The organism is Shewanella piezotolerans WP3, from assembly GCF_000014885.1.
Taxonomy (GTDB): domain Bacteria; phylum Pseudomonadota; class Gammaproteobacteria; order Enterobacterales; family Shewanellaceae; genus Shewanella; species Shewanella piezotolerans.
In genome coordinates, this window is record NC_011566.1 from 1,158,777 (window position 1) to 1,184,572 (window position 25,796).

Here is a 25,796-nt window from a genome sequence, read left to right on the forward strand (position 1 = left end):
ATGAGTATTGCGGTATTTATTGCTGAATGAACTGATTTAGTTCTGGGTCGTTAATAATATCGTGGGTTAACTCACCGAGTAACTTGTTCATTTCCAGCTCTAGAGTGGCAAAATCGGCGCTGAACGGTCCTTTCAACAAGCCTTTAGCGCGGTATCGTTTGGTCAAAGATTGATTACTGTTTTGTGCAATAACATTGATAACGATTTGGCTATTAGCCTCAAAGCCAAAGGTGCCTTCATCAACGTCGGTGAGTAACTGTTCTAGCTGGATCTGCAGGTGTTTAACTGAACTAGGATCGACGCGGTAACCTGCTTGTGAAAATCCATCCCTAAACACTTGATCTATCTGTACTCGGGGGGCTTCACTCGGGCTCACAAGGCGAGCGGCTTTATCACCATCGTTAAATCTAACAATAAAATTGGCTGAACGAGTATCAATGGTATCTACAGCGATGGGCAGTTCAATATCTGTTTGCTGGATAATATTTGGAACTTCAGGGTTTAATGCAATATGAGTTGGTGCCTGACTGGCGCAACCGATAACGGTAAATGCTGCGGCTATCACTAAAATAAGAGGTTTCATTTTCACTGTTTTTGTCAAAAGTTAGATGGCATCAGCATACCAGAACAGGATCTGAATTCCACAGTTGAGATAACTTTTGATGCGTTAGCGCTTTAGGCTGATTTTTTGGTGGATTCTGTTGTAAATATCGATATATGATGCAATTGCAGTGTAAGTAAACTGTTTGTTTATTAATAGATTAGTAGATTTAACTACGTATCTTAAAGTGTATTAAGGGAATCAATATGCGTATTTTAACATTCGTTGTCGCGGGGTTATTGAGTTGTGGTGCTATGGCTGCTCAAGGCGAACATGTTGTTGGTGGTAGTGTGGGCTATGGTTTTAATGATTTTGATGGGTTAGCGGATGATGACTCAGGCGATGGTGATAACTTTGTTTATGACCTCTACTATCGCTATATGTGGCACGATAACTTTGGTGTTGAAGCGGGCTACTTTGCAGGGGATGCTGGAATAGCCTCTGCATTTACAAGTATCTTTACTGGTATTAAGAATGTCGAGTATTCAGGTTTTAGAGCCACTCTATATGGTCAATATATGTTGTCAGAAAGAAACCGCTTATATGCCAAGTTAGGTGTGAGTGCGAATGAACTTAGCTATGAGCAAGGTCGTCCATTTTCTAGTGGCGAATTCACTAATGAAAGTGAAAGCGACCAAGATCTGTACACTGCAGTCGGTTGGGAGGTTCGGTTTCACTCCGGCTTTGGTATGAACATTGAATATCAATATATCCCTGTTCAGCAGCTAACCGCGCAGAACTTAAACTTCGGTATAAGCTATCAATTTTAGCAAGCTTAATTGAGCAAAAAATGACGCCTTTACTAAAGGCGTCACATCATTACCTTCTCTAAAACCCCTTTTATCTTACACTGACTTTTCGGCATCCTTCTTTATCGTCAACTGGCGGTGTTTTACAGTTTGATAACAAAAAATACGCTAATCGCTTTTAACCTACGTCAGTTCCAGTTAGAGTAAAAGGTCAAATGTATACAGAGGGATGGTCTATTAATGTCTTCAAATAGCGTACCATGGACACCTAAAATATTGACTAGCTTGGCGGCGCCGCAATCTCTTATAGATGATACTGGCTTGCCAGTATATGGGCACTTTGATGGTCCGGTTAATGAACTTGGCGTTCATAAGTTTCGCTACTTTGATGAAATGGATAAACCTGCTTCGAAGTGGGCAAATCGATTCGATTATAAACAGTTCCAGTTTGTCAGTATTGTCACTCCCCATTACATTATCGGCGTTGCGCTTGCAGATATCCGTTACGTTGGAAGTGCATTTTGTTATCTGTATGACGTTAAGCAAAATAGCTTGATTGAAGCTGGCTGGCTTAAACCGTTGGGTATGGGATATCAAATGTCCGAATCTCCAATGCAAGGCAATGCCAGCATCAAAGGCGCAAAAGGTGAGATTCGGTTTGATATTGAGCAGGGATTGTGGCGAGTAAAGCTCAATTCCCTTGGCATAGAAGCGGATCTGACTCTACAACCTGAGCCATTGAGTTTGCCCATGGCAATGTGTAATCCAACTGGGTACAGCGGTTGGACTTACACTCAAAAACATAATGCATTAACTGTACAAGGTAAGTTGGTGATTAGCCACGAGCCACAACCATTGCAAAGAGTTACTGCAGGCTATGATTTCAGTGCGGGTTTCATGCGCCGAGAAACTAGCTGGCGTTGGGCAAGTATTAATGCGCTAACTGATACTGGCAGTATTGGATTGAACCTAGCGGCAGGAGTCAATGAGACTGGCTGCAATGAAAATGCATTTTGGATTGATGGTGAGCGGCATTTACTGGGAGCGGTTCACTTTGATTTCACTCGCCAAAGAACAAAAGATCAGCAAGCAGGGGGGTGGCGGATCTATTCCGACAATGGCCAAGTTGAACTCAGCTTTACACCGCTTAACTGCCGCCAGGAAAAACTGAACCTTTGGTTGATAAAGAGTAACTTTAGACAGTACCTAGGTCATTACAGCGGCCATATCATCGATAATTTAGGTCATAAGCATCAGTTAGATAATGTATTGGGCTTAACTGAAGATCACTTTGCTCGTTGGTAATGAAAAAGGATTTATAGGAAATGGATAACAAGATGGATTTTAATTCACTGATCTCACACCCCGAAGTACTGCTTTTGGTACTCGCGCCAATCTTTTTCGTCTGTATTTTACTGGAGTGGTATATAGGAGATAGGCGAAATAGGCTGCCACTTAATGCGCGTTATCACTTGCCTGAAGTATTGTGTAATTTTGGTTTAGCGGCGATGCACCAATTAACAGATATTCTTACAGGACTACTTATTGCTAAGTTGTATCTGCTGTTTTTTGGTTGGCGTTTATTTGATATTGAGATGAATGCTGGTACGTTTGTAGCGCTGATGGTTGCACAAGACTTTTGTTACTATTGGTTCCATCGGGCAAGTCACCGTATTCGTTGGATGTGGGCGGCGCATGTGGCGCATCACAGCTCAGAGAACATGAATTTCAGCACTGCATTCAGGCAAAGTTTAATGTACCCACTGGCGGGGATGTGGATTTTTTGGTTGCCACTGGTGGTCGTAGGTTTTGATCCTAACTGGGTGGTGTTCGTGGTACTGCTTAATTTAGGTTTGCAGTTCTTTGTTCATACTCAGGCGATAAAATCTTTAGGGATCTTAGAGTGGGTGATTAATACGCCTTCTCACCACCGGGTTCACCATGGTCGTAATCCGCAATATATCGACAAAAACTACGCTGGCATTCTTATTATTTGGGATCGCATGTTTGGTACATTTGAAAAGGAAGTCGAAACGGTTGAATACGGTATAACCAAACCTATCAATAGCTTTAATCCATTAGTGGTGACCTTTACTGAATGGCGCGATATGTTTAGAGAGCTTTTTGCGCCTAATCGTTCGATTAAGCAGCGCTGGCAATCCTTGTTTGCGCCGCCAAGTTCAGAGCATCAAGTCAGTGACGATAGCGAGATTACTCAAACGCCTGAAGCCGTTAAGGATTTATAGCGCTTTCAAAATGGTAACTTAACTCATAATCTAATCAATAAGGTGTAATTGATTGTTCTAAGTGTTTTGCTGTTTCCTTCGTCTTTTTTAAGATAATATTCAACGTATTATGGAATGTTTATTATCAAGGACAGGGCTTGCAGCAAGTATTTTTCGGTGATGGTTTTAAAATTTGTTGTCGTCAAAGAGCAATCTATTTTGACGATCGCATTGTTGAAGTTAGACCTAAAACTTTAACGCTAATGCTAAGTTTGATTGAATCCACTGATGAGATATGCACAAAAAGTTCATTGCTTAGCACTGTCTGGGACGATATCGAATGTGATGAGCAGGTATTATTTCAAACTATTAGCGAAATACGGCGCTTATTCTCTCCAATAAAAGTCATCCAAACCTTTCCCAGAAAAGGCTATGCGTGGATTGCGCCGCTAACAACTGCAAATGACCATGAGCAAGTAATGGGGGAGCATTGTCTAGAAAAGGTATCGTCTGTTGGCTATAACGTTAAAGCCGCGACGCAGACCGGATCAATTGAGCCTGAAAAGTCAAAAATAGCACTCGCAGAACTCTTCAAAAAAACCACCGCCAAGCTAGTTTTTGCACTACTTATAATCATTGCTGTAGGGCTTACGCTAGTGATGAGCCTGAACAAAACCAGTGTTATAGATCTGACTGCTGGAACCATCGTCATATTGCCAGTCAGTAATCATGTTATTGGGCAAGATCATCAATGGGTTCCATTGGGAGCGATGGATCAGTTAATTGGTAAATTAAATAACCGTGGCAAGGTAATGAGCACTGAGTATGTGTTGCCTCTGGTAAGAAAACTGTCGCGAAATAGCAGTTATCAAGGAAGTGAAATAGATAAGGTTTTTGCTCAAACTGGGGCGAATTTAGTTGTAGAAACAGAACTACACGGTACGGTTAGGGATTACCAGCTTAGCTACAGGCTGCATTTCGTTGATTCAAGCGTTGCAGGTGTGCTTTTTAGCAACAGCGTCGACAATAGTTTACTGCAACTCGCACGTGTGATTAATCAATATATTGGATCAGGTGCTGCGAGTCTTCGAGAGCAATTTGAAACTGAATTGAAAAATGAGCTTATTTACCAAGCTGTGAATAGTCGAAAAGCTGGAGAGAGTGAAAAGGCTCGGAAGATGTTAGTAAGTACGTTAGCGATAGAACCTAATAATAGCAGTGTTCGCTTGTTGCTAGCCCAGTGGTATATTCAAGATAGCAGGTTGTTGCTAGGGCGAGAGCTGTTGCTTAATGCCATAGAAGGAAAGGTTATCCGCAGTGACAACAACTTTAAAGCAAATAACTCTCCAGCGATTGGTCGCTTCTACTACTGGCTTGCCATGAGCTATGCTGGCAATGATAAAGCGGCGAGTAAGCAAGCGCTAACAGATTCAATAGCCCATAGTGTTGAACATCACGATCTACTTTATCTTGGGTACGCTCACCAGTTAGAAGGAGAACTCTATATTGAAGGGAGGCAGTTTATTGATGCTGAAGCATCGCTTTTACAGGCATTGTCGTTCCATCAAATGATCTATTGTCCTATGGGCATAAGCAATGTCAAATTGGCGTTAGCCGCTTTTTATTTACAGCAAGGTAGGGCGACGGAGTCGGACTTTTATTTGGAAGCTGCAAAGAAGAGCATTGAACAACATGCGCTGCCTATTATTATTTGGCAATCGTTAATTAACTAATAAATAATGATTTTATAAAATTTTAGAAAGTTTTTGTGGCGTCACCATTTGAGATTATAGAAAGTGATAACTATCATTTCCTCACCCATAATGGCTTATGTTACAACGATGGTTCAATATTCGCGCACTGGTTAGTCTTACTGTGCTTGCAAGTATTTCAGTGATGCTTGTTACCTCGATTTTAATGTTTGTTTATAGCCACAATGTGGCCGTTGCAACATTACACACAGTTATCGGATTTTGTCTCCTGCTTGCCGCTTGTTGGCACCTTAAAAATAACTTTACCCCACTTAAAGGCTATTTAAGGTTACGCTTTTGGGGAAACAAATCTCGCTATAAAATGACACTGCCAATTGCTGTTGGTTTTATCGCATTGCTCACAGCCATGTCTTGGTTTGGTGTGCAGCCTATTAAGCAGTTTTACCAGTGGGGCATGACGATGAGAGCCAGTGACTTGGCAGGGAGTAAACATGAGCTACGTTATATTGTATTGGACAAAACGTTAGACGCACCTTCTGTTAACCAGCTGACGGTTGAGTTTAAAGCTGGAAGAGCATTTCAATGGCCGCAGTATGCTATATGGCTAGAAACTCTTGAAGGGGATTTTGTTCAACCAATATATGTGACTGAAAAATTGGCGACTAACAACTTTGAAAACAGAGTTTCTCAGCGGGATAAAGAGTATGTTTTCACTGAAAACCCCTTTGACAGGGAGGGGTTTACCATAGAGCAAGCATTCGAGCTGGTGGTTGAGCCTGAAACTCGTAAGACACGATTTCGGGTCGAATCTTTGCCCGTTTTCCTACATAAAATGATGGTCATTGGTGAGAAAGAAAATCAACCGTTTGAAGGTAAGCTTATTGCTGACGCCTATACGGGGGCAACAATGATGGATAATTTCGTCTATCGAGTGGGCGTCGATGAGACTCTAACTGGCCGTTATAAGCTTAAGTTAGAGATGAACCAGTCATTCGATTTCAACCACTACTACAGTAGTGATCGTTTTCCCAATGACGCGGTATATTCTGGCGAAGGATTTTCAGCGCAGCCGTCTGTGATCTATGAAACTGAAATTGACTTTGACAAGCCTGCTGTATTGTCACAAATGGCACTCGTTGGCCGTGGGCATCACTCTGGAAAGAATGGTTTGGTTCATAGTGATTTATCGGGAATGACAACAGCATTGCAGTTAGTCGATAGGGTATTAGTACAGGTAGAATAAAATGACTTTCTAGCAAGTGAAAACGGTGAGCGAATGGCTCACCGCTTTCGATAACTCGCTATAAACTTAGCTATTAGGCTTACCGTACAACGCACTTTGTGGATGTGGTGACTCTAAGTGATTGTCTTCTATTTCAGGCTCTTGCGCTTTCTTACTGATTTTCTGCGCCTGTAATATAACAAACTTTCCGTTTGAGGCTACCGTGGTACAGTTTTTGAAAATACGTTGTAGCTTAACGTGGTAGGCTAAATGACGATTGCCTACAACATGTAAAATCCCGCCATTCTTTAAGCGCCTAAATGCATCAAGGAACATCTGCCAGGCAATATGGTCGGTAATCGCCTCACCTTGGTGAAAGGGAGGGTTGCACAATATGAGGTCCGGGCGGAAGCCTTCGCTCATATGAGTTAAACAATCATCCCACGCAAAGGTCGCTTGCTCACCAACCAGTGCCGGGTTATCGAGCTTGTTCAGCGCCCAATTGTCTCTTGCCGACGCCACCGACATTTCAGAATCATCAATAAAGTGGATATAAGCTTCTGGAAAGCACTGTTTGGCATGCAGACCTAAAATTCCATTACCACAGCCTAAATCGACTATCGATTTAAAATCACCTTTAGGCATATTATCCAGCATGATGCGAGCGCCAATGTCGAGCTTACTGGCTGCAAAAACGTTGCTTAGGTTACTTATCTGCAGTTTACACTCTGGAACCGACCAATTGGTGGTCATGGGTAAAGCGCGCGCTTTACCATCGGCGATACAGGTAATTACCCGGGTTTTCTTCCAAGTTAAGCTTGCGCTGGCTTCACCAAGGCTGCGGGCGATGGTTTCTAGCAATGATTTATTTATTGATTTAGCTTTAGCGCCAATCAACACTTGTGTACCTGCAGGTAAAACTTGCGATAACCTCTTTAGTTGGTGGCTAAAGTAATTGAGGTTTTTAGGCAGTTTCATCAATACCAGCTCGATACCTTGTGGCAATTCATCACGGCTATTAACCCAGGTAAGGCTAGCGTCATTTAACTGGTTACGGGCTAAGTTTTGAGTTGTGCCCAACAAACTGGTTTTTGCATCTGTCTCAAGCGTAAGCGGCCAGCCCGAATCGATTGATAACAAGCCTGCGGTTAGTGCGCCAAAGCTATCGTTTACAATTGCGGTGTTAACGGCTTTTTGCTCATTATCGACTAAGTGTTTTATTAGGTGCTCATCGGCAGCGTCCCAGGCCTGCAGGTTTGACTCTTGTCTGCTAGGGTAACGGAAGAGTTCGAGCTCGATGCCCGCTACTGAAAGTTGTGTTGTCATAAGCCAATAAGTACCAAATAAATGAGGGCGCGTATTATCGCAGATTTATGATCTTAGGTATATGTTAGACGTAAGCTTATATCTATACCCATTTTATTCAGATTTGAGAGGAGGGACCATGAAACAAGCAGGCTTTGGTTTCGATGAGCAAGAGCCCTTGCTGCCCACTGCAGCTGATAATCAAACTGTAAAGGCGTTGTATGATGACAAAAGTGCTGCGCCGTACACTTTAATACGGGGATACCTCAATCAAGCTCAGCAGCAGGCTTTGTTAATTGAAGCAAAGAGCTACCCAATGACACGCCCAGAATTAACAGTATATGGCAAAAGCCATCCAATACCACGCAGCCAAGTTTGGTTTGCCGATAAAGGATGTGATTATTTCTATTCGGGTTTGTTTATTGAGGCTTTGCCTTGGCCTAGATATGCTGAAAAACTAAGGCTCAAACTGATACGAGATTATTCATTGATGAGTAACGGTGTATTAGTTAATTGCTATCGAGACGGTACTGAATCGATGGGCTGGCACAGCGATGACGAAAAAGAGATAGAGTCAGGTAGTGATATTGCTTCGGTAACATTGGGTGCAAGTCGAGACTTTTTTATTCGCAATAAACTGACCAAAGAAAAAACCGTCTTAACATTGAATAGTGGCGATCTATTGATCATGCATTGGCCGATGCAACAACATTGGGAGCATGCGCTGCCTAAGCGAATGCGAGTGAAACAAACGAGAATTAACTATACTTTTAGAAAGTTGATAGTGGATTTTCATCAGGCTTGAAATTTGCTGTCAATTTATACATTTTTTGCTATCCAGTTCGCACTTTACGGTAAATATTTACTCTATGCTGAATTTAGCCGCAGGAGGATTGGTAGTCATCGTGAATGTTTTCAGCAATATACTGGCCAACAATTTTCCATTCAGCTTTAGCGACAGTTAGGAGTTTTCAATGAAAAAAATGTTCATAGCAACGGTGCTGGGCGAAGTGACACCAGGGGTGATTAAAGCACTTGCACAGTTGACTCGAGAGTCTGGTGGTGAATGGATAACCAGTAAAGTGATTAAAGTTGACCATCATTTTGCTGCATTGTTAAAGATAGCGATTGAAGAGGAAAAGGCGGAGCAGTTAAAGGCAATGCTTAAAAGCCAGTTTCCTAAACTTAATTTGATGTTCGAGGCATCAGCCTGTGTTGAGCTACATAATTTAAGGGCGGTTAACTTTAATGTTGATTGCAAGGACCGTCCAGGGCTGACTCGAGATATTGTCGATGTGTTAGTTAATTTAGATTTGGCTATCGAACATATGGAGTTTAACCGTGTCCATGTATCAATGATTGGCGAAACAATGTTTACCTCTAAGTTGACCGTTTTGCTACCTATCGAGGTCAGCAATGCCAGTGTATTGGAGTTATTGGAAGGCGTGTCTGAAGGCTTAAGAGCGAGCGTTATCTAATATATCGTTTGCCATCGCTTGGCTTGCTGGCCACTTTATATCTGCTGATGACATTTATTTAAGTGGCGGCCAGTCGCAGTAATTTTGCGGACGGTTGATCTTTTTAGCTCATGGCAGTAACCTGCCGCAATCGGATTTATTCCATTTGAGAACATCGTTATGTCAGTTGAAAAGATCATTACCGAAAAACTCACCGCCGCACTTTCACCATCACATTTAGAAGTGATCAATGAAAGTCATAACCATCATGTACCGCCGAACTCAGAAACTCACTTTAAAGTGATTATTAGCAGCAGCCAATTCGAAGGTAAGCGCCTTATAGGTCGCCACCGTGCAGTTAACGAAGCGCTAGCTGAAGAGTTTGCTCAAGGATTACATGCTTTGTCTATGCATACCTTTACCCCTGAAGAATGGGCACTCGAGTCTGCTGTACCTGCGTCGCCAAAATGTAAAGGCTAGAGCTCGTTAGCGAAAGAGCACAAAAATCACAGCACTGCTGTGATTTTTTGGTTTAAGCCCCAGTGAGCCATAGCTTACTTATACCCATCCGACCTGAAAATGCAGGATTCAGTGGGCGTTTAATGGGCTTTAGTCACAGGTTCATTGCTCCATGCTGAACCTAAGCACCTACATCTGACCTCCAGGGATGGAGGGAATGCCTTTAGCATGTCAGGAACATACTAGGCCATGTAGGCGAGCCATTGATTGCAGCTAAATGGTTGCTCCCTTAGTAAAATCAGTTACACAGAGTAAAGCCCATGCTTTTTATATAAGAAACGCCCATCGAGGAAGGGGTTGTTCAAGCCCACTTCGTTGTTGCGGCAACTTAAAAGGGAATAACCATTTCCACGTTAACGCGCCTAGAATTGAACTAGCACAACAGCTCTGAAACGAGCATTTTCAAGTGGGATAGGTATATAGTGAATCAATGCGTTATTTTAAAGCTGTTTTAAACACCAGCTGCAATTCATATACTGCTGTGTATCCTACTTTTAAGCTGTTAGTTCGCGATGTTTCTGGAAAATATATTTTTGTGTGATTTATTTGCTTATAAATATAGCTGATAAGTCATTGAAAAAAGTTTATGACGCTGATGTTGACTACAGGGCGGGGCTGAGTAAATATCATTGATTATAATAAAAACGACTTACAGTCGCTTTAGGCTGTAACCTACCTCATGCTCAATTAGAAAGCGCAATTGGAGACTCATTATGCCGTTATTAGATAGTTTTACCGTGGATCATACTCGAATGAACGCACCTGCTGTTCGAGTTGCCAAATCCATGTCTACCCCTAAAGGCGACACAATAACCGTGTTTGATCTGCGTTTTTGCGTACCCAATAAACAGATATTAAGCGAAAGAGGTATTCACACGCTTGAGCACCTTTTTGCTGGATTCATGCGTGACCACCTTAATGGTGACAATGTAGAGATTATTGATATTTCGCCAATGGGCTGCCGTACAGGCTTTTATATGAGCTTAATTGGTGCGCCTTCAGAGTCTATTGTGGCGGATGCTTGGTTGGCAGCAATGCAAGATGTGTTAGCTGTGGTTGAACAATCAGAAATTCCAGAGCTGAACGAATACCAGTGCGGTACTTATGAGATGCATTCGCTTGAACAAGCTAAAGAGATTGCACGTAGCATCATATCTGCAGGTATAAATGTGAACCGTAACGATGAGCTGACATTAAGTGATGAGATCTTAAACGGCCTTTAGTGGTTCAGTTTAGCATCAGTCAAAAAAGCGGCTAACGTCGCTTTTTTATTTTCAACCTATAGCAGCCTTTCTAACTGAGGTTATGTTTTACGTCACTCATATCTTAATTAGTGTAAAAGCTTAGTTACTTGCATTTAAGTAAAATATTTACGATATATTTAAGCAACTTAGCTAGCATTAAAATCAAATAACAGAGTTAGAAGGCTTTATTCCGTACTGCAATTGCCTGATTCTTTAGTCATATTGACGAAGTTCCTCAATATGTGCTGTTCAAATATTCAACACTCGAATTCAAGCTGACTCTTATTAATTTAATTCTAATGTCACATTGGTAATAATAGCTCACCTATCTCTAACTCACTTATAAATATAGCTATTGTTAGATTATGCTAGGTTAATTGAAACTTAAAAACTTAATCAATTCGAGCTGTTTGTTATTAAAACGTCGGTAACCTTTTAAAACACCCACATTTTTCATGGCGACCTTGTGATATTTGGGGTAAAATGCGCGCGACCAGCGTGATTGCGATCGCATTTCGGCGATAAATCTGCGCTAGCTCAACACGAAAAAAAGGTTTGTTTAAAACTTGTGTGTTTAGCAGGAACGCGGCGCATTGTCTTTCCTTCATAACGTAGTGCTTGTGGATATGATTACAATAAAGAAAGGATTGGACCTACCCCTAGTCGGTGGGCCAGAGCAAGTTATCCATGATGGCCCGGCCATCAACCACGTAGCTACTTTGGGTGAAGAGTATATTGGCTTACGTCCTACCATGAAAATAAAGGTAGGGGATAAAGTTAAAAAAGGTCAGGTTCTTTTTGAAGATAAAAAGAATTTGGGCGTAAAATATACTGCTTTAGCCAGTGGCACAATTTCCGAAGTTAACCGGGGCGCTCAACGTGTTCTGCAGTCTGTTGTTATCAATGTAGAAGGGGATGACAGTATCTCTTTCGCTAAGTATGACGCCACTGCAATAGAATCAGTTGAAACTCAGCAAGTTCGTGACAACCTGATCGAATCAGGGTTGTGGACGGCTCTGCGAACGCGTCCTTTCAGTAAAGTACCTGCAGTAGATTCTACCGCCGCTGGTATTTTTGTCACCGCGATTGATACTCAACCGCTTGCAGCAGATCCTGTTGTAGTGATTGCTGAGCATAAAGCTGACTTTGAAAATGGCTTAAAGCTACTTTCAAAGTTAACCGAAGGTAAAGTTTACCTTTGTAAGGCTCCTGGCGCTGATATCCCTAGTGCAAATGCTCAAGTTGAAGAGTTTGCTGGGGCACACCCTGCAGGCTTGCCAGGTACGCATATTCACTTCCTATTGTCAGCTTCTGCTAACAGAACTGTATGGCACATCAACTATCAAGACGTGATTGCGATAGGTCAGCTATTTACCACCGGTGAGCTTAATACTCAGCGTGTTGTATCTGTAGCAGGCCCTAAAGCGGTTAAGCCTCGATTAGTGCGAACTGTTGTCGGCGCAGCTGTAGCGGAATTGACTCAAAACGAAGTTAGCGAAGGTAACATCCGTGTTATTTCTGGCTCAGTTTTGAATGGACGTAACGCTATCGGCCCTCATGCTTACCTTGGTCGTTATCATAACCAAGTTAGCTTATTAGAAGAAGGCACTGAAAAAGAGCTATTCGGTTGGGCTATGCCTGGCAGCGATAAGTTCTCAATTACTCGTGCATTCCTAGGACATCTATCATCTTCTCGTCTGTTTAGTATGACTACGAGCACAGGTGGTTCAGATCGTGCAATGGTACCAATCGGTAACTATGAGCGTGTGATGCCGCTAGATATTCTCCCAACGATGCTATTACGTGACCTTGTTTCTGGTGACTACGATGGCGCTGCAACATTAGGTGCATTGGAGTTGGATGAAGAAGATTTGGCACTGTGTACTTTCGTATGTCCTGGTAAATATGACTATGCGTCATATCTACGTGACTGTTTAGATACGATCGTGAGGGAAGGCTAATGGGCTTAAAACAGTTTTTCGAAAATATTGAACCGCAGTTTGAAAAAGGCGGTAAATATGAGAAGTTTTATGCGCTTTTTGAAGCCGCATATACTGTCTTTTATACTCCAGGTCACGTGAACAAAGGGCGTACCCACGTTCGTGATAACTTGGACCTAAAGCGTATGATGATTACGGTTTGGGCATGTGCATTCCCTGCGATGTTCGTAGGTATGTACAACGTTGGATTACAAGCACAAGACGCGTTAATTCTGCAAGGCCTTGCAACACCAGACACATGGCAGGTTGCTCTGTTCGGTATGTTCGGTACTGAACTAACTGCAGACTCAGGTATCGCCGCGTTAATGTGGTATGGCGCCTGTTGGTTCTTACCCATATATGCGGTGACGTTCGCTGTCGGTGGTATTTGGGAAGTGCTATTTGCATCTGTACGTGGACATGAAGTTAACGAAGGTTTCTTTGTTACCTCTATCCTATTCGCATTAACACTACCGGCAACAATTCCTTTGTGGATGGTTGCACTGGGTATTACCTTCGGTGTCGTTGTTGCTAAAGAGATATTTGGTGGTACAGGCCGTAACTTCTTAAACCCAGCGCTAGCAGGTCGTGCATTCCTATTCTTCGCTTACCCGCTGAATATGTCTGGTGATACGACTTGGGTTGTTGCTGATGGTTTCTCTGGTGCGACAGCACTGAGCCAAGCGGCACAGGGCACATTAGAGTACGGATTGACTCAGAACTGGTGGGATGCATTCTTTGGCTTCATTCCTGGTTCCGTTGGTGAAGTATCTACTTTAGCTATCTTGATTGGTGGCGCGGTTATCATCTATACCCGTATCGCCTCATGGCGCATTGTGGCTGGTGTGATGGCAGGTATGATTGCCGTTTCTTACCTACTGAACTTTATTGGTAGTGACACTAACCCTATGTTTGCTATGCCGTGGTATTGGCATCTAGTGTTAGGTGGCTTTGCGTTCGGTATGATGTTTATGGCGACAGACCCTGTTTCAGCGTCTTTCACTAATAATGCGAAATGGGCTTACGGTATCTTAATCGGTGCTATGGCGGTATTCATTCGTGTTATCAACCCTGCTTTCCCTGAAGGCATGATGTTGGCCATCTTGTTCGCTAACCTATTTGCTCCATTATTTGACCATTTCGTGGTTCAGTCGAATATCAAGCGGAGGATTGCTCGTGGCTAGTAATAAAGATTCGTTCGGAAGAACACTATTTGTTGTTGTTGGCTTGTGTTTCATCTGCTCTATGTTCGTTTCGACAGCAGCAGTACTATTGAAACCAACTCAGCAAGAGAACAAATTACTTGATAAGCAAAAGTACATTCTTGAAGCTGCCGGTCTGATTAATACCAGAGAAGGCAAAGTTGAAAAGGCTCAAGTACTAGAAACTTACAATAAGTATGTTGAAGCTAAACTCGTTGACCTGAAAACCGGTGAGTTTGTTGCTGGCGATGCTGACTCTTTTGATACTGAAAAGGCTGCACGTACTCCGGCAACATCATTTGTGCCAGAAAACGACATTGCATCAGTAAAGCGTGTAGCAAATAACGCGGTCGTTTACTTAGTGCGTGATGATAACAAGCAGCTACAAACCGTGATTATTCCTGTTAAAGGTTATGGCTTGTGGTCAACAATGTTTGCTTTCTTAGCGGTTGAGCCAGACCTGAATACGATTCGTAGCTTGGTGTATTACAGCTTTACAGGCTCTGGTGAAACCCCTGGTCTGGGCGGCGAAGTGCAAAATCCACAGTGGATTGCTAAGTGGAATGGTAAGAAGCTATATAACGATAAGGGTGAGTTGGCGATTAGCGTCACTAAGAACCCAGTTGTAGCTGCTTCTCCGTACGGTGTTGATGCACTGTCTGGTGCAACGCTGACCGGTAACGGTGTACAAAACTCTCTGACATTCTGGTTAGGTGAAGAGGGCTTTGCTCGCTTTATCGAAAAAGCTCGCAATGGAGGGCTTAGCTAATGGCTGATGCTAAAGAACTTAAATCGGTTCTAATTGGACCTATTGTCAGCAACAACCCGATTGCTTTGCAAATTTTGGGTGTATGTAGTGCCTTGGCTGTTACCAGTAAAATGGAAACAGCGTTGGTAATGACGATTGCATTGACTGCGGTATGTGCGCTTTCGAATCTATTTATTTCACTGATCCGTAACCACATTCCAAGTAGCGTACGTATTATTGTTCAGATGACGATTATTGCTTCATTGGTAATCGTGGTTGACCAAGTACTACAGGCTTACGCTTACGATGTTGCTAAGCAGCTATCTGTATTCGTTGGTTTGATTATTACTAACTGTATCGTGATGGGCCGTGCTGAGGCTTTTGCGATGAAGACTCCACCTATGATGAGCTTCATGGATGGTCTTGGTAATGGTTTAGGCTACGGTGCAATCCTATTGTCAGTTGGCTTCGTTCGTGAACTGTTTGGTAACGGTTCATTGTTCGGCATTGAAATCTTAAGCAAGATTTCAGACGGTGGCTGGTATCAGCCTAACGGCCTATTGCTACTGCCTCCAAGTGCGTTCTTCCTGATCGGTGCATTGATCTGGATTATTCGTGTGATGAAGCCAGAGCAAGTAGAAGCAAAAGGATAAGCATAATGGAACATTATATTAGTCTACTAATTCGTTCTGTTTTCATTGAAAACATGGCGCTGTCCTTTTTCCTTGGTATGTGTACTTTCTTAGCGGTATCGAAGAAAGTAAAAACAGCCATGGGTCTAGGTGTTGCTGTTATCGTGGTGCTGGCAATTTCAGTGCCTGTTAACCAAATTATCTATCAAGGTATTCTTGCTCCAGGTGCACTAGCTTGGGCGGGTGTGCCAGATGCTGACTTGAGCTTCTTGAAGTTCATCACCTTCATTGGTGTTATTGCCGCATTGGTTCAAATCCTTGAAATGGCATTGGATAAGTATTTCCCACCGCTATATAACGCATTGGGGATCTTCCTACCGCTAATCACTGTAAACTGTGCAATTTTTGGTGCAGTATCTTTCATGGTTGAGCGTGACTACAACCTTGGCGAGAGCTTAGTGTTTGGTATCGGTTCTGGTATCGGTTGGGCGTTAGCACTTGTGCTGCTTGCTGGTATCCGTGAGAAGATGAAATATGCTGATGTTCCTGATGGGCTTCGCGGCTTAGGTATTACTTTTGTCACCGCGGGTTTGATGGCTCTAGGTTTCATGTCGTTCTCAGGTGTGTCTCTGTAAAGAGGCACCAAAGCGACGTCTTAATTTGAACCTTTAAGGATAAGTTAATGGGTATTCTTGAATCTACTCCAATCGATGTCTATCTCGGTGTGAGTATGTTTACCGCAATCGTATTAGTTTTGGTTTTGGTTATTTTATTTGCCAAATCAAAATTAGTACCAAGCGGTGATGTCACAATCGGCATCAATGATGATGCAGATAAAGCAATTAAAACTGCAGCAGGCGGCAAGCTACTAGGTGCACTAGCAGAAAGCGGTATTTTCGTATCGTCTGCATGTGGTGGCGGTGGTACTTGTGGCCAGTGTAAAGTACACGTTAAGTCTGGTGGCGGAGATATTCTTCCTACTGAGATGGATCATATTAGCAAAGGTGAGGCTCGTGAGGGCTGCCGTTTATCTTGTCAGGTAAACGTCAAAGCTGATATGGAAATTGAGCTTGAAGAAGAGATCTTTGGTGTTAAGAAGTGGGAATGTGAAGTTATCTCTAACGATAGCAAAGCAACCTTCATTAAAGAGCTTAAGCTACAAATTCCTGATGGCGACTCGGTACCTTTCCGTGCTGGTGGTTATATTCAGATTGAAGCACCTGCGCACCATGTTAAATATGCAGATTACGATATTCCTGCAGAGTACCGTGGTGACTGGGAGCATTTTGGCTTCTTCAACTTAGAATCTCAAGTTGACGACGAAACAATCCGTGCTTATTCAATGGCGAACTATCCTCTAGAGGAAGGTATCATCATGCTTAACGTACGTATTGCATCTCCACCGCCGCGTAATCTATCTCTACCTTGTGGTAAGATGTCATCGTACATCTTTAGCCTCAAAGCTGGTGATAAGGTTACTATCTCTGGTCCATTTGGTGAGTTCTTTGCTAAAGATACTGACGCTGAAATGGTCTTTGTTGGTGGTGGTGCTGGTATGGCGCCAATGCGTTCTCATATCTTCGACCAACTTAAGCGCCTTAACTCTAAGCGTAAGATGAGTTTCTGGTATGGCGCGCGTTCTAGCCGTGAAATGTTCTATGTAGAAGATTTTGATGGCTTAGCGGCTGATAATGACAACTTCCAGTGGCATGTAGCACTGTCTGATCCGCAGCCTGAAGATAATTGGGACGGCTACACTGGCTTTATTCATAACGTATTGTACGAAAACTACCTACGTGACCATGAAGCGCCAGAAGATTGTGAGTTCTACATGTGTGGCCCACCAATGATGAACGCGGCTGTTATTAGCATGCTTAAAGATCTTGGTGTCGAAGATGAAAACATCTTACTAGATGACTTCGGTGGCTAACCTCTCTCTAATTGGAGATCTAGGTCAATATGTATAAGACCTTAGTAAACTGGCTGGCCCTTGTTGGGTTAGCCTTTTTTATTTCAGGATGTGGTAAACCTGCTGAAATAATTTCACTGTCTGGTAACACTATGGGCACAACTTATCATATTAAAGTTGTGCACAGCGAGTCACTGCCAGATGTTCAATTGCTGCAAGCTGAAATTGATCTGGCACTTGAGAAAGTCAACGATCAAATGTCAACTTATCGTCCAAATTCCGAGCTATCTTTATTCAATCAGATGACTCGCAATGCACAGATGGAAGTATCGCCAGATACTGCTAAGGTCATTGCCGAAGGGATTGAGTTGTACAAAATAACAGATGGTGCGCTTGATATTACTTTAGGACCGCTAGTCAATCTCTGGGGCTTTGGTCCAGATAAAAGGCCTACAACTGTGCCGACAGCAGAGATGATTGCAGAGGCTAAAGCTCGCACAGGCATTGAGTCTTTGTCTTTGTCAGGTAATAAAGTGAGCAAGCAAAACCCTGATCTGTATGTTGATCTTTCATCGATTGCAAAAGGCTTTGGTGTTGATAAAGTCGCTGCATTACTCGATAAATATCAGCCTCAAGGGTACTTAGTTGAGATTGGCGGCGAAATTAGCTTAAGTGGCACCAAACCCGATGGTTCACTTTGGGTTATTGCCATAGAGCAACCGAGTGACAAAGCTATCGATGCACAGCAAATTATATCGCTTAAAAATATGGCTATGGCAACATCTGGTGACTATCGTAACTATTATGAAGAGGATGGTCAGCGCTTCTCTCATCTTATTGATCCGAGAACCGGTTATCCGATTAATCATCGATTAGCCTCGGTGACAGTACTGCACGAAGAGTCAATGGCCGCTGATGGCTATGCCACGGCGATGATGGTTTTGGGGACGCAGGCATCACTAGAACTTGCTAATCGTGAGCATCTTGCGATAATGCTTATAGAAAAGCAGGATGAAGGCTTTAAAGTTTTCTATAGCGAAGCGTTTAAACCTTTCGTTACTCAGTAGTTGGAGTCGAATATGAGCACATTTATAGCGGCATTTGTCGTGTTACTAGCATTTTTCTTCTTAATGTCGATCGGTTATTTGGTTAAGAAAAAAGAGGTGGCAGGGAGCTGCGGTGGTCTAGGCGCACTGGGAATTGAAAAAGCATGTGATTGTGATGATCCGTGTGATAAGCGTAAAGCCAGAATGGCTGAACAGGAACGTCGTGAAAAGTTAGAGCAGAACCGAATCATCTAACTTTCTATTGGCTCTGTTATTAAGGCTCCTTTCTAAGGGGCCTTTTTTATATCTTTTATTCCTAGCATGAATGCTTGATAGCATTTTCTGAGCTAATTAACAGCATTAAGCTAATGCCTGCATTTTCCCTCCTCACAACTAGCTGATGTAATTTACTCTTTTTACGCAGAAATATTGGCACTATCTAAGCTCACCCCTAATTAAGAACTGTAGTAGTAATGATAATAATTATCTTTACTAAATTGTTGAAATCTAAGGTTAATTTGTATTTGCTTGTTTTTTGTTCTAGGCTGTATTTGTTGATATAGATCAATTTTCAAATAAGGAATACCAAATGAAAGGACAACCTAAGGTTATCGCCCAACTTAATAAGGTGCTGACCAGCGAGCTGACTGCCATTAACCAATACTTCCTCCATGCCCGTATGTTTAAGAATTGGGGCTTGGGAGAGCTTGATGAGAAAGCTTACAAGAAATCCATTCAAGATATGAAGCATGCCGATAAGGTCATTGAACGGATCTTGTTCCTTGAAGGGTTGCCGAATCTACAACAGCTGGAGAAAATTCGCATTGGTGAGCATAGCCAAGAGATGCTCGAATGCGACAAAGTCATGCTCGAAGAAGAGCTGGTATTACTACGGGAGGCTATTGCACTTTGTGAGCATTCTGCAGATTATGTTAGCCGTGATATTTTAGAAGATCTGTTGGAAGATGAAGAGGAGCACTTGGACTGGCTTGAAGCCCAGCTAGAGCTTATTACGCTGACAGGTATTCAAAACTACTTACAATCTAAAATGGACTAACCGGAGGCTATTATGAAAGGTAACAAAGAGGTTATAGACACTCTAAACAAATTGCTTACTGGTGAACTGTCTGCGATGGACCAGTATTTTGTACATGGTTTAATGTACGAAGACTGGGGGTTAAATGAACTGCATGAACGGATCTCTCATGAATCAGATGATGAGCGTGAACATGCAAAAAAACTGGTTCAGCGAATTTTGTTTCTTGAAGGGACCCCTGATGTTGCGAGTCGCGAACCGCTGAATATTGGTAAAGATACTGAGCAGATGCTTAGAAACGATTTAGCCTATGAGTATCAAGTGGCTGATAACTTGCGAAGTGCTATTGCACTTTGTGAGGAAAAAAGTGATTACGAAAGCCGTGAGATCTTAGAGGTATTGCTAGAAGAGACTGAGTCTGATCATATGTACTGGCTCGAAAAGCAGCTAGGTTTGATTGATAAAGTTGGCCTGCAGAATTACTTACAAAGTAAGATGTAGTCAGTTTAGCTAGCTCTGCACTATCTATTAGACGTTTCCATATTTGCTAGAGCACCTCACTTTGAACCAGTTGGTGCTCTTTGCATTTAAGGCATTTTTTAAAGCTTAGAAAGTGATATTGCTTTTATTTTGACAGCCTTTATACAGCTAATATTCAGCTAAGGAGGATTACTATAATAAAGCTGTAAATAATTCATAGAATTTATTGCGGCGATGGATATTTGTACTAACCTTAAAGTCCGCAAGTGTGATTTTTTGATGGTTAGTTGATAAGAAGGGGAGATTATGATTATTTCAGCGAAAAATAGCGTTCATGAAAGCGATAACCAGCTGATAATTGAGCGTCTTCTTTCTAAAATAAGAAAGCTTGAGCAGCAGCTTGAGTTAGCTGAGTCAGATAATAGAGCTTTCTCTTCATCACAAGCGACTTATAGCAGCAAGTCAGCCCTTTCTGCTGATGAACTCTCAATGTTGACTACTCTTTTCTAGTCTTGATCAGCCTCTTCAATACTTGAACCTTGTCATTAGCGTTTTTCACTGCCAGCAATAACAACTGCTAGTTAAGTAATCTAACGAAGCCTTTGCCTGTTGAAGCTATCACCTGCCGTAACTTTCGTTTTTCCTTTAATGTAATTTTCGATTTACAACTCGGCGATCAAATGTTGAATTTTGTGCTTTAATCTTGTGTTAATTCTGTTAAATTCATTATTCCTAGAAAAAAATAATTATAAAGGAATATAGGATGCTTTGGTTTAAACGCTCGCTAAGTATGCAGCTGGTTGTGACTATTGTTGGTGCTTTGGCGGTATTGTTTACCATCGTCGCATTGTTCTTAGTTAAGAATGAAAGCACTAGTACGCGTCAACAAATTGATAGTGATCTCACCGGGCTTGTTCAGCTTAAATCTAATGAGGTACGCAGCTACTTTGTCGCCAAAGGGCAGCTGATCCACGCTGTCTTTGCAGATCCAACAGTTTTGGAGTGGTTCGCTAATTACAATAATCGCTTAGGCGACCTATCATCCGATAAGCAATATAGCGCTATTGTTGAGTATTTTAAGTTTTTCTCAGATCATGATAGTGACATCAAATCTGTTTTCTTTGGCTCGGCTAATACCTTTGAGTATTTCGATCTTAATGGTCGCTATAATGATAGCGAGTACTACACGAATAAACGCCCTTGGTGGCAAGAAGCCATAGATCAAGACGGCATGTTTGTTGGCGACCCAGCCGTTGATGCTAACGATGGTTCAATTTCAGCAACGGTTAAAACTGTCGTTAAAGATCAATCTGGGCGGTTTATCGGTATCGGTGGGATGGATATCTTGATTGATACCATAGGCAGTGAGTTGTTAGCGCCAATTAAATATCAAGGTGCGGGCCAAGCCTTTCTTGTGACCAATGCTGGCAAGTTGGTTTATTTCCCTGGCTTCACTGAAAAATTTCCACCTGGCTCAGACGCTTCAAAAGTCGATAGCCAGTTTAAAGATACCAGCGGCTTTAATGCGTTAAGCAGACAGATGCAGTCACAATCATCAGGTTTTGCAGAGGTCACCTTTAAGGGGCAACCTCAACGGGTTAGCTTCGTCGAAGTTGGCGGTGATTTCCCAGAGCAGAAGTGGCATTTGGCCTTTATGCTACCCACTGAGGTCATTGAAGCGCCAGTAACTGATGCGATTATTAATTCAATTCTTCTTTCATGTTTGATCATGCTATTTGTTGGCGTTACCGTTTGGGGCATGCTGCTACCGTTTAGAAAGCAGATCAATAGTTTACTCGCCGCGATGGAAGATATTGCTGAAGGCGACAGTGATTTAGCAAAACGGATCCAAATGGATAGAGAAGACGAGCTTGGTAAACTCGGTGATGCGTTTAACCGCTTTGCCGCCAAAGTTCAGGGCATGCTGCAAGAAACTCGTGAGTTAACTTTAGAAGTGGAAACAGGTGTGACATCGGCTTCAGAGGTCAGTGAACGTGCGCTTAACTCTGTTGCACAGCAAAAAGAGGAGATAGCCTCTGTCGCAACAGCGGCTACTGAGATGGCGCATACGAGCCAAGAGATGGCCGCGAGTGCACAACGTGCCAGTGATTTTGCCGATAAGGCACAAACGGAGTCGGTTGAGGGCGGTGCCATTGTTGCACAAGCCAGCCAAGGGATGCAGTCTTTATCATCTCAAGTGATTGAAGCTGCAAAGGTTGTCAAGCAGCTAAGAACTCGCTCTGAGCAGATTGGCGAAGTACTTAATGTCATCCGTGGTATTGCTGAGCAAACTAACTTGCTAGCGCTTAACGCGGCGATTGAGGCGGCGAGAGCGGGTGAGCAGGGCAGAGGATTCGCGGTTGTCGCAGATGAAGTGAGAACGTTAGCATCACGTACTCAAGACTCAACAGCAAACATTCAAGAGATCATCCAAACACTACAACAAAATGCTAATGAGGCAGAGCAAGTGATGGAGGCGGGCGTTGAGCAGGCCAATATCGGCCAGGAATTGACAGGAAAAGTGGAAGTGGCACTGGACAGTATTACTGGCGCCATTGAAGCGATTCAACAGCAGACCATTGAGATCTCAGCGGCTGTAGGTCAACAAGCTGTTGTCGCCGAAGAAGTGGCTTGTAATGTCGAGAATGTTAGAGCGCTTTCTGATGACTCACTCGCAGCCAGTGAAGAGTTATCACGTAACTTTGGTGACTTTGCCCGAGTCACTGAATCACTGTCAGGTAACATTAAGCAGTTTAAAATCTAACAATTTGCTGTTGGTTATTAGATTGAAACGGAGCCGATTGGCTCCGTTTTTATTTTTAGCCCACATTAATAAGGCTGGCAATGGACGGTTGCCTGACTTGGAGGAATAATTTTTCTTGAGTACTGTTTTTATATACAGTACCATCTTCTGCGGAGGGCTCAAGATTGCAAAAAATAATTCATGTCGACATGGACTGCTTTTACGCTGCAGTAGAGATGCGTGATTTTCCAGAGTTACAAGGTAAACCCATCGCAGTGGGTGGCAGGAGCGATCGCCGTGGTGTGATAAGCACTTGTAACTATGAGGCACGTAAATTTGGCGTGCGTTCAGCCATGGCATCAGGTTACGCCCTTAAGCTTTGTCCTGATCTTATATTGGTGCCTGGTAGAATGCAGGTCTATAAAGATGTCTCTCGCCAAATTAGAGCGGTGTTTGAGCGTTATACTGACTTGATTGAACCATTGTCACTCGATGAAGCATATCTTGACGTCACAGAAAGCGACCACTGCCAAGGCTCTGCAACGTTAATGGCTAAAGCGATCCGCGAGGAGATATTTGCCGAGACGGGGCTCACTGCATCGGCGGGGATAGCGCCGGTAAAATTTCTTGCCAAGATAGCCTCTGATCTAAATAAGCCAAACGGCCAGTATCTTGTGAGACCAGACCAAATAGACGAATTTGTAAAAACCTTGCCATTAATCAAAATTCCCGGTGTCGGTAAGGTCACTGCTAAAAAGCTAACCGATCTTGGTTTGAACACCTGCGCAGACATTCAGGCATACCCACAAAACAAGCTGTTAGAGCGGTTTGGAAAATTTGGTGCAATATTAATAGAAAGGGCAAAAGGGATCGATAATCGAGCAATATCCCCAAATAGGGAACGCAAGTCTGTGGGGGTTGAAACCACATTGGCAAAAGACATTCATACACTTGAGCAGTGCCGTGCAGTGATGCCGCAGCTTATACAAGAGTTAGGTGCAAGAGTTAATCGTAGCGCAAAAGATCGCGTGATCCATAAGCAAGTGGTTAAGCTCAAGTTTGAAGATTTTAAGCAGACAACGATTGAACATCGCAGTGACGAGATCTCCGTTAATCTGTTTTATCAACTGTTAGAGCAGGCGATGGTTCGCCAACATGAGCGCGGTATTCGTCTGTTAGGAGTCTCTGTCGGTTTAGCTTCAAATACACCTGCAGCTAACCACGATAGTGCAGAGCCACCACAAATGGACCTCGGTTTTTAAGCCGCAATAGTATAAAGACAAAAAAGCCGCTCAAGAGCGGCTTTTTATTTGGAGTGTAGCCAAAATAGCGATTAGCTACCTTTTACTGGTGTACGTTCAAGTACTGCCAGCAATAGTTTCCAGTACTGACCAACAGTAGTGATATTGACCTTTTCATCTGGGCTATGTGGGTAGCGGATGGTTGGGCCAATAGAAACCATGTCCATTTCAGGGTAAGGCTTCTTAAATAAGCCACACTCAAGGCCAGCATGGATCACCATGATAGTCGGCTCTTTGTTGTAGATATCTTCATAAGTCTCACGCACACTCGCCATCACAGGCGAGCTATTGTCAGGCTTCCAACCTGGGTATGCACCGCTAAACTCAACGTTAGCACCTGCAAGGTTGCTTAACGAGGTGAGCACGCCTTCTATCTCTTCACGACCTGAATCGATCAGTGAGCGAATAAGGCAAAGCACCTGTACTGAATCAGTCTCCGTGCTAATAACACCAACGTTTAAAGAGGTTTCTGTGACGCCTTCAACTTCATCGCTCATGCGCACTACGCCATTAGGGCAAGCGTTGAGGATATCGATCAAAATCTGTTGCGAGTCTTCACTCATCACTTTCGTTTCGGCAGGTATTTCTGTCAGTGTTAGCTCCGTGTCTGGGTCGGCAATGGCTAATTCTTGGCGAACCAATGCTTGAAATTCGCTAATACGACTTTGTAGCAAAGTGACATTTTCAGCTGGTAGCATAAAGCTAATTTGTGCTTCACGTGGGATAGCATTACGCAGTGAACCACCTGTGAAGTTTGTTAGCTCAAGCGCTAGTTCATCGCTATGATCAAACAGGAATCTAGCCAGCAACTTGTTGGCATTACCCCGCCCCAAATGGATATTCACTCCAGAGTGGCCACCTTTAAGGCCCGCAAGCGAAAGTGTATAGCTTGAGTTACTTGGCTTTGGAGATTGCCAAACTATAGGCACGCTTATCTGGCCATCTACGCCACCGGCGCAGCCCATGTAGATCTCACCCTCTTGTTCAGAGTCAGTGTTGATCAATATCTCTGCTTCAAGCATGCCAGCTTCCAAGCCGAATGCACCAGTCATACCCGCTTCTTCATCAATAGTCAGAAGCACTTCTAGCGGGCCATGAACAATATCGTCAGCGCCTAGCACCGCTAGAGCCGAAGCCATACCAATTCCGTTATCAGCACCAAGTGTAGTACCACGGGCTTTTACCCAGTCACCTTCAACGTAGGCATCGATGGGATCTTTTTCAAAGTCATGCACTTTATCGGCATTCTTTTGTGGAACCATATCGATATGCGCTTGCAGTACGACGGTTTTACGATCTTCCATACCCGCGGTGGCGGCTTTCTTAATAATAAGGTTCCCGACTTTATCTTCGACAACAGACAGCTGTTTATCTTTAGCCCAAGCTTGAATGTACTCACTCAGAGCTTGCTCATGCTTTGAAGGGTGTGGAATGGCACAGATTTGTTCGAACCATTGCCAAAGTGCTTGTGGTTGTAGCTGGTTTAGTGCGGTCACAGAAAGTTCCTCTATTTTGAGATTATCACTACTGCGCTGGTGCGCTTGAGGCTGAAAATGGCAATATTCTATCATAGTCTCAGTAACTGCAAGAGAGGTTTACTGGGCTTTACCTATTCAGTGTCAGCAGAAGTTGCCATAGAAGGTTTCAAGCTTGATGAAGTCGTTGGTAATCTGCACGCAATAGGAT

25 protein-coding genes are annotated in these 25,796 nt (G+C 43.1%); 22 read left to right on the forward strand and 3 right to left on the reverse strand.

Annotation, left to right across the window (positions count from 1 at the left end):
- Positions 1–16: 16 nt before the first annotated feature.
- Positions 17–583, reverse strand: a complete 567-nt coding sequence (locus tag SWP_RS05090; protein WP_020911329.1) for a YajG family lipoprotein — start codon at positions 581–583, stop codon at positions 17–19.
- A gap of 224 nt (positions 584–807) precedes the next feature.
- On the opposite strand from SWP_RS05090, the gene SWP_RS05095 reads away from it, so the two are divergent.
- The 5 genes from SWP_RS05095 to SWP_RS05115 all read left to right on the forward strand — a co-directional run bounded on the left by SWP_RS05095 (position 808) and on the right by SWP_RS05115 (position 6,530).
- Positions 808–1,371: a porin family protein gene (locus SWP_RS05095; protein WP_020911330.1), complete on the forward strand. Its 564-nt coding sequence runs from the start codon at positions 808–810 to the stop codon at positions 1,369–1,371.
- 219 nt (positions 1,372–1,590) lie between these two features.
- Positions 1,591–2,655, forward strand: coding sequence for a DUF2804 domain-containing protein (locus tag SWP_RS05100; protein ID WP_020911331.1), 1,065 nt, complete (start codon positions 1,591–1,593; stop codon positions 2,653–2,655).
- 32 nt (positions 2,656–2,687) lie between these two features.
- The gene (locus SWP_RS05105; RefSeq protein ID WP_044556285.1) at positions 2,688–3,596 is read left to right on the forward strand and encodes a sterol desaturase family protein; all 909 of its coding nucleotides are present in this window, start codon (positions 2,688–2,690) and stop codon (positions 3,594–3,596) included.
- 137 nt (positions 3,597–3,733) lie between these two features.
- Positions 3,734–5,308: a winged helix-turn-helix domain-containing protein gene (locus SWP_RS05110; protein ID WP_020911333.1), complete on the forward strand. Its 1,575-nt coding sequence runs from the start codon at positions 3,734–3,736 to the stop codon at positions 5,306–5,308.
- Between the two features lie 97 nt (positions 5,309–5,405).
- Complete coding sequence (locus SWP_RS05115; protein WP_020911334.1) at positions 5,406–6,530, forward strand: hypothetical protein; 1,125 nt, start codon at positions 5,406–5,408, stop codon at positions 6,528–6,530.
- A gap of 66 nt (positions 6,531–6,596) precedes the next feature.
- Here SWP_RS05115 and SWP_RS05120 read toward each other — a convergent pair whose 3' ends face one another.
- Positions 6,597–7,835, reverse strand: a complete 1,239-nt coding sequence (locus tag SWP_RS05120; protein WP_020911335.1) for a methyltransferase — start codon at positions 7,833–7,835, stop codon at positions 6,597–6,599.
- Between the two features lie 118 nt (positions 7,836–7,953).
- Here SWP_RS05120 and SWP_RS05125 point away from each other — a divergent pair, with 118 nt between their 5' ends.
- The 17 genes from SWP_RS05125 (at position 7,954) to dinB (ending at position 24,071) form a co-directional block, all read left to right on the forward strand.
- Positions 7,954–8,619, forward strand: coding sequence for an alpha-ketoglutarate-dependent dioxygenase AlkB family protein (locus tag SWP_RS05125; RefSeq protein WP_020911336.1), 666 nt, complete (start codon positions 7,954–7,956; stop codon positions 8,617–8,619).
- A 169-nt stretch (positions 8,620–8,788) separates the two neighbouring features.
- Positions 8,789–9,292 carry an ACT domain-containing protein gene (locus SWP_RS05130; RefSeq protein WP_020911337.1) on the forward strand — a complete coding sequence of 168 codons (504 nt, stop codon included), beginning with the start codon at positions 8,789–8,791 and terminating at the stop codon, positions 9,290–9,292.
- A gap of 159 nt (positions 9,293–9,451) precedes the next feature.
- Positions 9,452–9,751 (forward strand): BolA family protein, encoded by a 300-nt coding sequence (locus SWP_RS05135; RefSeq protein WP_020911338.1) that lies wholly within the window; start codon positions 9,452–9,454, stop codon positions 9,749–9,751.
- Positions 9,752–10,503: 752 nt separating this feature from the next.
- Positions 10,504–11,013, forward strand: a complete 510-nt coding sequence (gene luxS / locus SWP_RS05140; RefSeq protein WP_020911340.1) for an S-ribosylhomocysteine lyase — start codon at positions 10,504–10,506, stop codon at positions 11,011–11,013.
- Positions 11,014–11,660: 647 nt separating this feature from the next.
- Positions 11,661–12,995: a Na(+)-translocating NADH-quinone reductase subunit A gene (locus SWP_RS05145; RefSeq protein WP_020911341.1), complete on the forward strand. Its 1,335-nt coding sequence runs from the start codon at positions 11,661–11,663 to the stop codon at positions 12,993–12,995.
- Entirely contained in the window at positions 12,995–14,197 is a 1,203-nt protein-coding gene (locus SWP_RS05150) for an NADH:ubiquinone reductase (Na(+)-transporting) subunit B (protein ID WP_020911342.1), read from the forward strand. Before SWP_RS05145 ends, SWP_RS05150 begins: the two co-directional genes overlap by 1 nt.
- Entirely contained in the window at positions 14,190–14,984 is a 795-nt protein-coding gene (locus SWP_RS05155; RefSeq protein WP_020911343.1) for a Na(+)-translocating NADH-quinone reductase subunit C, read from the forward strand. Before SWP_RS05150 ends, SWP_RS05155 begins: the two co-directional genes overlap by 8 nt.
- On the forward strand, positions 14,984–15,616 hold the full coding sequence (locus tag SWP_RS05160; RefSeq protein WP_020911344.1) for an NADH:ubiquinone reductase (Na(+)-transporting) subunit D: 633 nt from the start codon (positions 14,984–14,986) through the stop codon (positions 15,614–15,616). Before SWP_RS05155 ends, SWP_RS05160 begins: the two co-directional genes overlap by 1 nt.
- A 5-nt stretch (positions 15,617–15,621) precedes the next feature.
- Positions 15,622–16,230 (forward strand): NADH:ubiquinone reductase (Na(+)-transporting) subunit E, encoded by a 609-nt coding sequence (gene nqrE, locus SWP_RS05165; protein ID WP_020911345.1) that lies wholly within the window; start codon positions 15,622–15,624, stop codon positions 16,228–16,230.
- A gap of 47 nt (positions 16,231–16,277) precedes the next feature.
- A complete protein-coding gene (gene nqrF / locus SWP_RS05170) occupies positions 16,278–17,525 on the forward strand; it encodes an NADH:ubiquinone reductase (Na(+)-transporting) subunit F (protein ID WP_020911346.1) in 1,248 nt (415 codons plus the stop codon).
- Positions 17,526–17,554: 29 nt separating this feature from the next.
- Entirely contained in the window at positions 17,555–18,571 is a 1,017-nt protein-coding gene (locus tag SWP_RS05175) for an FAD:protein FMN transferase (RefSeq protein WP_020911347.1), read from the forward strand.
- Positions 18,572–18,583: 12 nt separating this feature from the next.
- Entirely contained in the window at positions 18,584–18,805 is a 222-nt protein-coding gene (gene nqrM, locus SWP_RS05180; protein WP_020911348.1) for a (Na+)-NQR maturation NqrM, read from the forward strand.
- A gap of 334 nt (positions 18,806–19,139) precedes the next feature.
- Positions 19,140–19,607 (forward strand): bacterioferritin, encoded by a 468-nt coding sequence (gene bfr / locus SWP_RS05185; RefSeq protein WP_020911349.1) that lies wholly within the window; start codon positions 19,140–19,142, stop codon positions 19,605–19,607.
- A gap of 12 nt (positions 19,608–19,619) precedes the next feature.
- Positions 19,620–20,087: a bacterioferritin gene (bfr, locus tag SWP_RS05190; protein WP_020911350.1), complete on the forward strand. Its 468-nt coding sequence runs from the start codon at positions 19,620–19,622 to the stop codon at positions 20,085–20,087.
- A gap of 285 nt (positions 20,088–20,372) precedes the next feature.
- Positions 20,373–20,576 (forward strand): hypothetical protein, encoded by a 204-nt coding sequence (locus tag SWP_RS05195; protein ID WP_020911351.1) that lies wholly within the window; start codon positions 20,373–20,375, stop codon positions 20,574–20,576.
- A gap of 253 nt (positions 20,577–20,829) precedes the next feature.
- The gene (locus SWP_RS05200; protein ID WP_020911352.1) at positions 20,830–22,830 is read left to right on the forward strand and encodes a methyl-accepting chemotaxis protein; all 2,001 of its coding nucleotides are present in this window, start codon (positions 20,830–20,832) and stop codon (positions 22,828–22,830) included.
- A 164-nt stretch (positions 22,831–22,994) separates the two neighbouring features.
- Positions 22,995–24,071, forward strand: coding sequence for a DNA polymerase IV (dinB, locus tag SWP_RS05205; RefSeq protein WP_044555686.1), 1,077 nt, complete (start codon positions 22,995–22,997; stop codon positions 24,069–24,071).
- Between the two features lie 71 nt (positions 24,072–24,142).
- Here dinB and SWP_RS05210 read toward each other — a convergent pair whose 3' ends face one another.
- The gene (locus SWP_RS05210; RefSeq protein WP_020911354.1) at positions 24,143–25,606 is read right to left on the reverse strand and encodes an aminoacyl-histidine dipeptidase; all 1,464 of its coding nucleotides are present in this window, start codon (positions 25,604–25,606) and stop codon (positions 24,143–24,145) included.
- Between the last annotated feature and the right edge of the window lie 190 nt (positions 25,607–25,796).